This is a genomic window from Pseudomonas sp. CGJS7 (assembly GCF_036961695.1).
Genome location: NZ_JBAMDI010000036.1, coordinates 21,789 through 33,654, shown reverse-complemented (window position 1 = coordinate 33,654; position 11,866 = coordinate 21,789). Strand labels below are relative to the sequence as shown.

The following is an 11,866-nucleotide window of genomic DNA, read 5'->3' as shown; positions in this document are numbered from 1 at the left end:
GGATGTCACAGCCTTTGAAACCTGTGCCGCACGTTGTAGGAGCGGGTTTACCCGCGAAGAGGCCATCACAGGCTACAGACGCCCGCCCTGCCCCACGCAATCCTTACTTCAGTACAGCCAGCGCCGCCTCGTAGTTCGGCTCGTCAGCAATTTCGCCAACCAGTTCGCTGTGCAGCACCTTGTCGTTCTCGTCCAGCACCACCACGGCGCGGGCGGCCAGGCCGGCCAGCGGGCCGTCGGCGATGGCTACGCCGTAGTTCTCGAGGAACTCGCGGCCACGCAGGGTCGACAGGTTCTTCACATTGTCCAGCCCTTCAGTGCCGCAGAAGCGTGCCTGGGCGAACGGCAGGTCAGCCGAGATGCACAGCACCACGGTGTTGGCGACGTCGTTGGCCTGGGCGTTGAACTTGCGCACCGAGGTGGCGCAGGTCGGGGTATCGACGCTTGGGAAGATATTCAGCACCTTGCGCTTGCCGGCGTAGTCTTTCAGCGACTTGTCAGCCAGGCCTTCACCTACCAGGGAGAAAGCCGGAGCCTGGGCGCCGGCCTGTGGCAGGTTGCCGTTGACCTGGACCGGGTTGCCTTTGAGAGTCACTTGAGCCATGACGAAATCCTTATGCGGGGTTTGAAAAGGACACTGAGTTAAGCATGAAGGCAGCCGGGTGCCTATGGGGGCAGGTGAAATTGTTCCATTGCCGGACGATTTTTGTGGACAAAAAATGCCGATAGCCGCGGTTACGGCCAGTTGCCTCACCGCTGCCGAACGCCCATCCCGGCCTCTCCATACAATTCCTACACCTCTATCGGAAGTTTCGCTACCAAGCTCACCTTGTACATCTTTAGCGTACTGATCTACTGGAGGACGAAAGCTATTTCTTGCAGTTCCAATCGAGGAGTTAATGGCATGAACCGCCCCGCTGGTTCGCTCCGGCGCCACCTGTGCTCAACGTTGCTGATTTTGTTATGTCTGCTGGGTGTGTTTCCTCTGGACGTGATCCTCCCATCATTCCCTGCGCTCTCAGATGAGTTTCGGGTCGACACAAAACAGATTGCGTACTCAGTGAGCTTTTTTGCTGTTGGTGTGGCCATGGCGCAAATCGTGATCGGCCCACTGTCGGATGGCATCGGGCGCAAGCGTTTGTTGCTCGCTGGGTTGAGCGTATCCATTGTGGGGGCGCTCGGTTGCGTATTTTCAACTCATTATGAAACGTTCATGGCCTTTCGCTTGGTGCAGGCCCTGGGTTGCGGCAGCCTCGTGCTAGGCCAGGCGCTTGTGCAGGACCTTTACAGCGGTACACAACGCAATGCCATGCGCATCCTGTTAACAAGCGCGAGCGGGTTGTTCATCTCCCTGTCACCGCTGGCAGGTGCTTTTCTTCAACAGTCCTTTGGCTGGAAAGCAAGCTTTACGGCATTCGTGATCATCGCTGCAATCGTTTCACTTTTATCGTGTGTGCTGCTTCATGACACACCTGCGTCGCGCGACCGGGCGCCAAGCATGTCCAGTTATCGGGTGATGCTGCGAGACACGGACTATCTCGCGCATTCCATGCTGTCCAGCCTCGCCTTTGCCTGCCATTTTTCCTTTATCGTCATAGCGCCCTTGCTGCTGATGGGCAGGCTGGAGCTGACGGCCTATCAATTCTCTCTGGTCTTTATCGGCTATGGGTTGGCATACATCGTCGGCGGCATGGCTGCGACCTACCTGAACAGTCGCGTAAGCCCGCAAGCTCAAATAAAAGCAGGCTTGCTGCTTATAAGTACTGCGGGCATTACCCTTTTGATGTGGGAATGGGTGGCAGGGTTATCTGTGCTGGGGGTTCTACTGCCGATGATTGTCTGTACCACCGGGACAACCCTGGTACGCCCCGCCGCAACGACCCAGGCTTTGGCGCGCTATCCGCGTCAGGCAGGTGCGGCAGCGTCGCTCAATACGACATTGCTGTTCGCCGGTGCCGGTTTGACGAGCAGTGTGGTCGCAGGTTTGGAAAGCGAGCTACCGGCAGGCTTGGGCGTGCTGTTCGTGGTGGCCAGCCTGTGCGGAGGGTGGCTGCTTGCCTGCACCAAGGACGATGGAATGCAACGCTGCTGAAACCTTGATCAGGAAAAAAAATATGCCCGGGTGGCGACAAGCGACCCGGGCATTCTTGAATGAAACGGGTGAATCAGCTTACAAGGCCGTACACCACCGAAGTCAGCGCAACCAGGCCGACCACAACGACGAACACGTTGGAGGCCGCACCGCTGTACTTGCGCATCGATGGCACACGGCGAATGGCGTACATCGGCATCAGGAACAACAGCACCGCGAGAATCGGGCCGCCGAGCGACTCGATCATGCCGAGAATGCTCGGGTTAAGGGTGGCGACGATCCAGCACACCACCAGCATCAGTGCGGCAACCACGCGGTCCAGGGCCTTGGCGCCTGGGCGCGCACCGGTCTTGGCGATGATGCCCTTCAGGCCTTCGCTGGCGCCGATGTAGTGGCCGAGGAACGACTTGGCGATGGCCACGAAGGCGATCAACGGCGCAGCGAACGCGATGGTCGGGTTGCTGAAGTGGTTGGCCAGGTACGACAGGATCGACAGGTTCTGCGCCTTGGCTTCGGCCAGCTGGGCGCTGCTCAGGGTGAGCACGCAGCTGAACACGAAGAACAGCACCATCACCACCATCAGCAGGTGGGCACGACGCAGGATCTGGCCGCTGCGCTCATCGGCGTGCTCGCCGTAACGGCGCTTCTGGTCGACGGCAAAGGCCGAGATGATCGGCGAATGGTTGAACGAGAACACCATCACCGGAATGGCCAGCCACAGGGTGTGCAGGAAGGCCGAGGCCGGCGGCACCTCTGTGGCGCTGTCGAGAATGCCACCGGTCCAGTGCGGCACCAGGTACAGGCCCAGCAACGCCAGCGCAACGATGAACGGGTAGACCAGCAGGCTCATGACCTTGACCGTGGCCTGCTCCCCGCAGCGCACGATGGCCAGCAGGCCGAGGATCAGCACGAATGACAGGATTGCCCGTGGCGGCGGCTGCATGTGCAGCTGGTGTTCCATGAAGCTGGACACGGTGTTGGTCAGCGCCACGCTGTAGATAAGCAGGATCGGGAAGATGGCGAAGAAGTACAGCACGGTGATCGAGGCACCGGCGGTGATGCCGAAATGCTCCTTGACCACTTCGGTGATGTCGCTGCCATCGCGCCCGGAAAGGACGAAACGGGTCAGCCCGCGATGGGCGAAATAGGTCATCGGGAAGGCCAGCACGGCCAGGATCAGCAGCGGCCAGAAGCCGCCAAGGCCAGCGTTGATCGGCAGGAACAGTGTCCCGGCGCCGATGGCTGTGCCGAACAGGCCCAGCATCCAGGTGGTGTCGTGACGCGCCCAAGTGCCGAGGGCGGCGGGGGTCGATTCTGCAAAGCGTTGTTCAACGCTTGGGGCCTGCTCATTCATTCCGGGTGAAGCTCCACTCGCAAGACTGCAACAGGCTGAGAATGGCGAAATAGACGTTTCGCCCAACTCAACCGGAAAAGAGGGGCGCGATTGTGCACGGAAAGGTTGCACTTGCGAAGCCCTTTTCCGAGGAGCGGTTGCACTTGTCTTTACAAGCGGAAGGCATTGCTGGTGTCGATCGATGGAATGTAGTGGCCTGGGGGCCTGTGGGGCAGCCTCTGGGGGCAGCCTGTGGGAGCGGGCTTGCCCGCGAAGCCAACACCGTGGTGAATGGCACGGGCTTCGCCCGTGTTCGCGGGCAAGCCCGCTCCCACAGGGATCACGCCAGCTTTCAGAAATTGAGCAAGACAGTTGCTCCCACAAAGTCCAACCGCGCCCCACAGGAGGGGCCGCAGCTGGCCCTTCGGCGAGTTACTTCTGAACGGCAGCGAACGCTTCGGCAACCCGTTGCAGGTTGGCCGGGCGCAGGCCGGACATGCACACACGGCCGCTGTCGATCAGGTACACGCCGAACTCGTCACGCAGGCGACGTACCTGCTCGACGCTGAAGCCGGTGTAGCTGAACATGCCGCGCTGGCGCAGGAAGAACTGGAAGTCCTGGCCCGGCAGCAGCACGGCCAGGGCATCGACCAGCGCCTGGCGCATGTCGAGGATACGCTTGCGCATCACTTCGACTTCTTCGGCCCACTGGGCATTCAGGCCAGCATCGCTCAGTACGCCAGCAACCAGCTGGGCGCCGAAGTTGGGCGGGCTGGAGTAGTTGCGGCGCACGGTGGCCTTCAGCTGGCCAAGCACGCTCTGGGCAGTGGCCTCGTCATCGCACACCACCGACAGGCCGCCCACCCGCTCGCCATACAGCGAGAAGATTTTCGAGAAGGAGTTGCTCACCAGGCACGGAACGCCCGCACGGGCCATTTCGCGGATGGCGTAGGCATCTTCCACCAGGCCTTCGGCGAAGCCTTGATAAGCGATGTCGAGGAACGGGATCAGCTGGCGCGCCTTGACCACTTCGACCACTTGTTGCCACTGGTGCTGCTCCAGATCGGCACCGGTAGGGTTGTGGCAGCACGGGTGCAGCAGCACCACGCTGTTGGCCGGCAGGCTCTGCAAGGTGGCCAGCATGCCGTCGAAGTCCACGCCACGGGTGGCCTGATCGAAGTACGGGTAGGTGTGCACCTTGAAGCCTGCACCCTCGAAGATGGCGCGATGGTTGTCCCAGGTCGGGTTGCTGACCCAGACTTCGGACTGCGGGAAGTAGCGCTTGAGGAAGTCGGCACCGACCTTCAGGGCGCCGGAGCCACCCACGGTCTGTACGGTGGCCACACGGCCGCCGGTCACGGCCGGGTGATCAGCACCGAACAGCAGCGCCTGGATGGCTTGGCGGTAGCTGGCCAGGCCTTCCATCGGCAGGTACAGGGAGGCTTCGTGGTCCTGACCGGCAATGCGTTTTTCCACCGCATCCACCGCCGCCAGTTGCGGCACCACGCCGGCCTCATCGTAGTACAGGCCAATACTCAGGTTGACCTTGTCGGCGCGCGGGTCGGCCTTGAAGGTTTCCATCAACGAGAGGATCGGGTCGCCGGCATAGGCATCGACATGTTTGAACACAGCGTGCAGCTCCTTGGATCAGGACGGTACGGAAAGTCAGTGTTGAGCATACCCGGAGTGCGGGTTCAGGAACATCCACTATTGTGCAAGGTTGTCTATGCAACATTGCATGACCGGGATGAGGGCTGGATTCTTCGCGGGTAAACCCGCTCCTACGGGTTCAGCGCACAGCCTGGGAACAGCTCAGGCACCTGTGGGTTTACCCGCGAAGAGACCGGGTCATCCAAGCAGCGCTTTCAGGCCTTGCAGCTCCTGCTCGGTCACCGCCACCCCCTCCTCCTCGGCCACCTCGCGCTCACGATAGCGCCGCTCGCCCGGCATGCGCGTCAGCCCCACCGCCTGCATGTGCTCCACCAGCTCGCGGCTGCGCTGGGCAAACCGCTGGCCTTCGGCCTTGCCCGGGTCGATGACGATGATCAACTGCCCGGTCCATGGCGTTTTCGCCCCCGGATGCCCGGACCAATCGAACTCCCAGGAGAAATGACCGCCGGTCAGCGCCGCCGCCAGCAGCTCGACCATCATCGACAACGCCGAGCCCTTGTGCCCGCCAAATGGCAGCAGGGCGCCGCCTTCCAGGATCGCCTTCGGGTCGGTGGTCGGCTGGCCATCGGCATCCACCCCCATGCCCTCCGGCAATTGCTGGCCGGCGCGCGCGGCAATCTGCACATCGCCATGGGCCATGGCACTGGTGGCCATGTCGAAAACGATCGGGTCATGCTCGGCGCAAGGCGCAGCGAAAGCGATGGGGTTGGTACCGAACAGCGGCTGGCGTGCACCATGCGGCACCACGCAGGTCATGCTGTTGACCACGCTGAGGGCTACCAGGCCCTCTTCGGCGAACGGCTCGACATCCGGCCACAACGCAGCGAAATGGTGCGAGTTGTGGATCGCCAGCACGGCAATGCCTGCGCTGCGCGCCTTCGCCACCAACAGCTCACGGGCCGCCGCCAATGCCGGCTGGGCAAAACCGCCCGCAGCATCGACACGCACATAGCCGGCGGCCACGTCGCTGACCTGTGGCGTGGCCTGGCCATCGACCCAGCCGCTGGCCAAGGTCGAGACATAACCGGGCATGCGGAACACCCCATGGCTATGGGCGCCATCACGCTGGGCGCTGGCGCAGTTGTGGGCCAGCACCCGGGCCACGGCCTCGCTGCACCCATGGCGCTGGAAAATGGCCTGCAACAGGCTTTGCAGCTCGGTAAAAGGCACGCGCACAACGGTGCTGGTGGAAGGTGCGGACATCTGAAGCTCCTTGTTGATTTTGGAATGGCTACAGCGTTGCAACGACAAAAACTTTCCTTCATGTGACAGCAATCTGTCAAATGTTGACTTGATGACAGAAAACATTCATTTTCTTCCCAAGCCTCACCCCTGGAGCCGCAGCATGAGCCAACTGATCAAGCAACGCCTGGAAAACAGCCTCGAAGGGGCCGCTGCCTCGGGTCGCAAGATCGCCACCTACATGCTTGCCAACCTGCACGAACTGCCGTTCCAGACCTCGGCCAGCATTGCCGCCAAGCTGGGCGTCAGCGAATCCAGCGTCGGGCGCTACTGTCGCTCACTGGGTTATGCCCACCTCAAGGCGCTTAAGCAAGACCTGCAGAACGATCTGGGCGATGGCCCGTGGCTGGTGGGTGATCGCTTGCAAGATTACCGCCAGAACCAGGACGCCAGCGACAACGCCGGCAGCCTGGAGCTGGAAATCGCCGCCCTGGTGCGCGTACACGAATACCGCCAGAGCCCCGCCTGGCACAACGTGGCGCAACGCCTGGCGAGCAAACCGCGGGTGTTCATCGCCGGCTTCCAGACCGAGCGCGGCATCGCCATGTGCATGAGCCACCTGCTGCAATACCTGCGCGATTGCGTGCAACTGGTCGACATCAGCGCCGGGCACTTCGGCGAAGTGCTGCTGGGCCGTGCCGAAGACAGCGCCCTGGTGGTGTTCGAGGCGCGCCGTTATTCCCGCCATGCTCTGATGCTGTGCCAGAAGGCGCGCGAGGCTGGCATTGCGGTCACCCTGGTGACCGACACCTTCTGTGACTGGGCGGATGCCAATGCCGACGAGGTGTTCCGCATCCCCACCGAGTTCAACCTGTTCTGGGAATCCACCTCGACGATGCTGTCGTGGGTGCATCTGATGGTCAACGAGGTCTGCAAGAAGCTCGGACCGGATGTTGAAAAACGCTTGGAAGCAACTGCCGCTCTACATAACGAATTCGTCGGCTACACCTCGTGGTCGACGGGCAAACAACAATAGCAAGAGTGCAATGAGGTGCGAGATGAACAAGTCCATGGCCTTGCTGGGTGCGTGCGCCCTGCTGCTGGCGGGTGCCGCCAGCGCTGAAACCCTGCGGTTCGCCACCGAGGGTGCCTACCCGCCCTTCAACTATGTAGACGCCGATAACAAGCTGCACGGCTTTGATGTCGACATCACCCATGCCCTGTGCGAACAGATGAAAGTCGAATGCACGCTGGTGGCCCAGGACTGGGAAGGCATCATCCCCGCCCTGATGGCGCGCAAGTATGACGCGATAGTGGCATCGATGATCGACACCGAAGAGCGACGCAAGAAGATCGCCTTCACCGAGCACTACTACCGCACGCCCCTGACCGTGGCGGTTGCCAAGGACAGCAAGATCGACAGCGCCCAGACCGACTTTGTCGGCTACACCGTCGGTGCGCAGTCTTCCTCTACCCAGGCCATCTACGCCGAAGACGTGTACGGCAAGGCCGGTGCCGACGTGAAACTGTACCCGACCATGGACGAAGCCAACGCAGACCTGGCGGCCGGCCGCCTGGACGGCGTGATTGCCGACAAATTCCCGCTGCACGAGTGGATGAACAAGAACGGCGGGGATTGCTGCAAGATCCTTGGCGACGTGGCCGACACCAAGGCCGATGCCGCCATCGCTGTGCGCAAGGACGACGAAGCCCTGCGCCAGCGCCTGAATACCGCGCTGCAACAGATTGTGGCCAACGGCACCTACCAGAAGATCGCCAGCAAATATTTCGCTTTCGATATCTACAACTGATCTTCAGGAAGTTGTGCGAACGCCCAGTGGGGGCGGCCTTGCGTCGCGACAGGGCCGCAAGGCCGCTCCCACAAGGCCGCATAACCTGCCCAAGAGGTTCGTCATGCTCGATCAATTGTCCTTGCTGTCTTTCGCCAGCGGAGGCTGGGGCCAGGCGTTGCTGGCCGGCGCGCTGGTTACTGTTTCCCTGGCCCTGGCCTGCCTGCCCATCGGCCTGCCACTGGGCCTGGTGGTCGCGCTGGCGGCGCGCTCGCGCAAACGCCTGCCACGGGCCTGGGCCACCACTTTTTCCACCGTCTTCCGCGGCCTGCCCGAGCTGCTGACGTTGCTGATCATCTATTACGGCTGCCAGATCGCCGCGCAGAAGATCCTCGCCGCCATGGGCTACCAAGGTGAGTTCCTCATCAACACCTTCCTCGCCGCGATGATCGCCTTCAGCCTGGTGTTCGCCGCGTTTTCCAGCGAGATCTGGCTGGCCGCCTTCAAGACCCTGCCCAAGGGCCAGCTGGAAGCCTGCTCGGCGCTTGGGCTTAGCAAGCGCACCGGCTTCTTCAAGGTGCTGCTGCCGCAACTGACCCGCATCGCCCTGCCCGGCTTGTCCAACAACTGGCTGTCGCTGCTCAAGGACACCTCGCTGGTGTCGACCATCTCGCTGGTCGACCTGATGCGCCAGACCAACCTGGCGGTCAGCGTAACCAAGGAACCGATGTTCTTCTACGGCGTCGCCTGCCTGGGCTACCTGCTGTTCGCGGCACTGTCCGGGCGCGTGTTCGCCTACATCGAACGGCGCAGCAACCGCCACCTGCAAGGAGCACGCGCATGAGCTTCGATCAACTGCTGGCAATGGTGCTCGACCCCGACCTGCTGGAGCGCTATGGCCCGCGCTTCATCGACGGCCTGCTGGTAACCGCCAAGCTGGTGGCGATTTCCTTCAGCCTGGGTGCTGTGCTCGGTCTTCTGCTGGCCCTTGCACGCCTGTCTCGCAGCCTGGTGCTGCAGCGCATGGCTGCCGGCTACGTGTACTTCTTCCGCGGCTCGCCGCTGCTGGCGCAATTGTTCCTGCTGTATTACGGCCTGGGTTCGCTCAAGGGTTTCTGGCAGGACGTCGGCCTGTGGTGGTTCTTCCGGGATGCGTGGTTTTGCACCTTGCTGGCGTTCACCCTGAACACCGCCGCCTATCAGGCCGAGATCTTCCGCGGCAGCCTGATGGCGGTTGCGCCTGGCCAGCATGAAGCGGCGCGGGCGCTGAACCTGAAGCGCTCGACCACCTTCTTCAAGGTGATATTGCCGCAGTCGCTGCTGGTGGCCATTGGCCCGCTGGGCAACGAACTGATCCTGATGATCAAGGCCAGCGCGATCGCCTCGCTGGTGACGATCTACGACCTGATGGGCGTGACCAAACTGGCCTTCTCGCGCAGTTTCGACTTCCAGATCTACCTGTGGGCCGCTGTGCTCTACCTGGTGATCGTCGAACTGGTGCGGCGCCTGCTGAAACACCTGGAGGCCCGCCTGGGCCGCCACCTGAACTGACCGAAGGATACGTTTCATGCATTGCCAGACCCTTGTCCTCGGCGCCGGCATCGTCGGCGTCAGCACCGCGCTGCACCTGCAGGCACGCGGGCGCCAGGTAATTCTGATCGACCGCGACGAACCGGGCAGTGGCACCAGCCACGGTAACGCCGGGCTGATCGAGCGCTCCAGTGTCATCCCCTATGCCTTCCCGCGGCAACTGAGCGCACTGCTGCGCTACGGCCTGAACCGCCAGCCCGATGTGCGCTACAGCCTGGCGCACTTGCCCAAGGCCGCACCGTGGCTGTGGCGTTACTGGCGCCAGTCGGCACCCGGGCGCCTGGCCGGCGCCGCCGCCGATATGTTGCCGCTGGTGCAGCGCTGTGTCGACGAGCATGACGCGCTGATCGCTGCCGCCGGCCTGGAAGGCCTGGTGCAAGCCAAAGGCTGGATCGAAGTGTTCCGCGACCCCGCGCTGTTCGAGCAGGCAAAAACCGATGCCAAGGGCCTGAGCCGCTACGGCTTGCGCTTCGAAATCCTTGAATGCGGGCAGCTGCAGGCACGTGAACATCAGCTGGACGCCACCGTGGTCGGTGGCATCCACTGGCTCGACCCGAAAACCGTGAACAACCCCGGCGCGCTCACCCGTGGCTATGCGGCGTTGTTCCTGCAACGCGGCGGGCAGTTCGTGCATGGCGATGCGCGCAGCCTGCGCCAGGCCAATGGCCAATGGCGGGTAGAGAGCCGTCGCGGCCCGATCACTGCCGACGAGGTGGTGGCCTGCCTTGGGCCACAGTCAGCCGACCTGTTCAGCGGCCTGGGCTACCAGATCCCGCTGGCAATCAAGCGGGGCTACCACATGCACTACAGCACCCGTGACGGCGCTCAGCTGGAGCACTCGATCTGCGACACCCAAGGCGGCTACGTACTGGCGCCGATGGCGCGCGGCGTGCGCCTGACCACCGGCATCGAGTTCGACGCAGCCAGTGCACCTGGCAATCAGATTCAGCTGGGCCGCTGCGAGGCCTTGGCGCGCAAGCTGTTCCCGGCCCTCGGCGAACGTCTGGACGACACGCCATGGCTGGGCCGCCGCCCCTGCCTGCCCGACATGCGCCCGGTGATCGGGCCGGCGCCGCGCCACCCAGGGCTGTGGTTCAACTTCGGCCATGCCCATCACGGCCTCACGCTGGGCCCGGTCTGCGGCCGGCTGCTGGCCGAGCTGCTCACTGGCGAGCCCCCCTTCACCGACCCCGCGCCTTACAGCGCGACCCGTTTCGACTGAACCCACGCGGGAGAACAACAAGATGACCGCACCACTGAGCCTTGCCACCCTTGCCCCCGAACCCGACCCGCGTCCGGTGCTGATCCGCATCGAAGGCCTGAACAAACACTATGGCGCGTTCCACGTGCTGCGCGACATCGACCTGCAGGTGCGCGAAGGCGAACGCATCGTGCTGTGCGGGCCGTCCGGCTCGGGCAAGTCGACCCTGATCCGCTGCATCAACCGCCTGGAAGTCGCCCAGCAGGGCAGCATCCAGGTGGACGGCATCGACCTGGCGGCCACCACTCGCGAGGCGGCACAGGTGCGCAGCGACATCGGCATGGTGTTCCAGCACTTCAACCTGTTCCCGCACATGAGCGTGCTCGACAACTGCCTGCTGGCCCCCACCAGCGTGCGCGGGCTGTCACGCAAGGACGCCGAGGAGCGGGCACGCATGTACCTGAGCAAAGTCGGCATCGAAAGCCAGGCGCACAAGTACCCCAGCCAGCTGTCCGGTGGCCAGCAGCAGCGCGTGGCAATCGCCCGGGCGCTGTGCATGAAACCGCGGATCATGCTGTTCGACGAGCCCACTTCGGCGCTGGACCCGGAAATGGTTGCCGAGGTGCTGGATGTGCTGGTGCAGTTGGCTGGCACGGGCATGACCATGCTGTGCGTCACCCATGAAATGGGCTTTGCCCGGCAGGTAGCCGAGCGGGTGCTGTTCCTTGAGGGTGGGCAGATCATCGAGGACAGCCCGCCGCAGGTGTTCTTCAACCAGCCGCGCACCGAGCGGGCCAAGGCGTTCCTGGCGCAGATCCTGCACTGATTGAAAGCCTGTCACTGTGGGAGCGAGTATACCCGCGAAGAAGACACCGCCGTGGATGGCACGGGCTTCGCCCGTGTTCGCGGGCAAGCCCGCTCCCACAGTGACCGAGGTTACTTCAAGTTACCTAATCATTGCGCCGCTGCAATGACCCAACTGCATCGTTAAATATTATTGACCGCAG

General features: G+C 62.8%; 11 protein-coding genes. 7 read left to right on the top strand and 4 right to left on the bottom strand.

Going from position 1 to position 11,866, the window contains the following annotated elements; all coding sequences use genetic code 11:
- Positions 1–103 precede the first annotated feature (103 nt).
- Positions 104–604, bottom strand: coding sequence for a thiol peroxidase (gene tpx / locus V7787_RS21625; protein ID WP_064492664.1), 501 nt, complete (start codon positions 602–604; stop codon positions 104–106).
- Positions 605–904: 300 nt separating this feature from the next.
- Here tpx and V7787_RS21620 point away from each other — a divergent pair, with 300 nt between their 5' ends.
- Positions 905–2,092: a Bcr/CflA family efflux MFS transporter gene (locus tag V7787_RS21620; RefSeq protein ID WP_198747666.1), complete on the top strand. Its 1,188-nt coding sequence runs from the start codon at positions 905–907 to the stop codon at positions 2,090–2,092.
- Positions 2,093–2,165: 73 nt separating this feature from the next.
- Here the strand turns inward: V7787_RS21620 and V7787_RS21615 are convergent, their stop codons facing one another.
- From V7787_RS21615 to V7787_RS21605, 3 genes are all read right to left on the bottom strand, one after another.
- On the bottom strand, positions 2,166–3,446 hold the full coding sequence (locus V7787_RS21615) for a serine/threonine transporter (RefSeq protein ID WP_012052080.1): 1,281 nt from the start codon (positions 3,444–3,446) through the stop codon (positions 2,166–2,168).
- 411 nt (positions 3,447–3,857) lie between these two features.
- Complete coding sequence (locus tag V7787_RS21610; RefSeq protein WP_103462591.1) at positions 3,858–5,054, bottom strand: amino acid aminotransferase; 1,197 nt, start codon at positions 5,052–5,054, stop codon at positions 3,858–3,860.
- 219 nt (positions 5,055–5,273) lie between these two features.
- Positions 5,274–6,299 carry an Ldh family oxidoreductase gene (locus V7787_RS21605; protein ID WP_064492666.1) on the bottom strand — a complete coding sequence of 342 codons (1,026 nt, stop codon included), beginning with the start codon at positions 6,297–6,299 and terminating at the stop codon, positions 5,274–5,276.
- Positions 6,300–6,441: 142 nt separating this feature from the next.
- Between V7787_RS21605 and V7787_RS21600 the strand changes: the two genes are divergently transcribed.
- From V7787_RS21600 to V7787_RS21575, 6 genes are all read left to right on the top strand, one after another.
- Positions 6,442–7,314 carry a MurR/RpiR family transcriptional regulator gene (locus tag V7787_RS21600; protein WP_064492667.1) on the top strand — a complete coding sequence of 291 codons (873 nt, stop codon included), beginning with the start codon at positions 6,442–6,444 and terminating at the stop codon, positions 7,312–7,314.
- 22 nt (positions 7,315–7,336) lie between these two features.
- Complete coding sequence (locus V7787_RS21595) at positions 7,337–8,089, top strand: transporter substrate-binding domain-containing protein (protein WP_003247722.1); 753 nt, start codon at positions 7,337–7,339, stop codon at positions 8,087–8,089.
- Between the two features lie 103 nt (positions 8,090–8,192).
- Positions 8,193–8,912: an ABC transporter permease gene (locus V7787_RS21590; RefSeq protein ID WP_003247720.1), complete on the top strand. Its 720-nt coding sequence runs from the start codon at positions 8,193–8,195 to the stop codon at positions 8,910–8,912.
- On the top strand, positions 8,909–9,619 hold the full coding sequence (locus V7787_RS21585; RefSeq protein ID WP_003247716.1) for an ABC transporter permease: 711 nt from the start codon (positions 8,909–8,911) through the stop codon (positions 9,617–9,619). The genes V7787_RS21590 and V7787_RS21585 overlap by 4 nt, the downstream gene beginning before the upstream one ends.
- A gap of 16 nt (positions 9,620–9,635) precedes the next feature.
- On the top strand, positions 9,636–10,880 hold the full coding sequence (locus V7787_RS21580) for an NAD(P)/FAD-dependent oxidoreductase (protein ID WP_014590688.1): 1,245 nt from the start codon (positions 9,636–9,638) through the stop codon (positions 10,878–10,880).
- A 22-nt stretch (positions 10,881–10,902) separates the two neighbouring features.
- Entirely contained in the window at positions 10,903–11,685 is a 783-nt protein-coding gene (locus V7787_RS21575) for an amino acid ABC transporter ATP-binding protein (RefSeq protein WP_010954443.1), read from the top strand.
- Positions 11,686–11,866 lie beyond the last annotated feature (181 nt).

Coding starts and splice junctions, on each gene's coding strand:
- tpx (WP_064492664.1), bottom strand. CDS start 604: ATGGCTCAAGTGACTCTCAAAGGCAACCCGGTCCAGGTCAACGGCAAC.
- V7787_RS21620 (WP_198747666.1), top strand. CDS start 905: ATGAACCGCCCCGCTGGTTCGCTCCGGCGCCACCTGTGCTCAACGTTG.
- V7787_RS21615 (WP_012052080.1), bottom strand. CDS start 3,446: ATGAATGAGCAGGCCCCAAGCGTTGAACAACGCTTTGCAGAATCGACC.
- V7787_RS21605 (WP_064492666.1), bottom strand. CDS start 6,299: ATGTCCGCACCTTCCACCAGCACCGTTGTGCGCGTGCCTTTTACCGAG.
- V7787_RS21600 (WP_064492667.1), top strand. CDS start 6,442: ATGAGCCAACTGATCAAGCAACGCCTGGAAAACAGCCTCGAAGGGGCC.
- V7787_RS21595 (WP_003247722.1), top strand. CDS start 7,337: ATGAACAAGTCCATGGCCTTGCTGGGTGCGTGCGCCCTGCTGCTGGCG.
- V7787_RS21590 (WP_003247720.1), top strand. CDS start 8,193: ATGCTCGATCAATTGTCCTTGCTGTCTTTCGCCAGCGGAGGCTGGGGC.
- V7787_RS21585 (WP_003247716.1), top strand. CDS start 8,909: ATGAGCTTCGATCAACTGCTGGCAATGGTGCTCGACCCCGACCTGCTG.
- V7787_RS21580 (WP_014590688.1), top strand. CDS start 9,636: ATGCATTGCCAGACCCTTGTCCTCGGCGCCGGCATCGTCGGCGTCAGC.
- V7787_RS21575 (WP_010954443.1), top strand. CDS start 10,903: ATGACCGCACCACTGAGCCTTGCCACCCTTGCCCCCGAACCCGACCCG.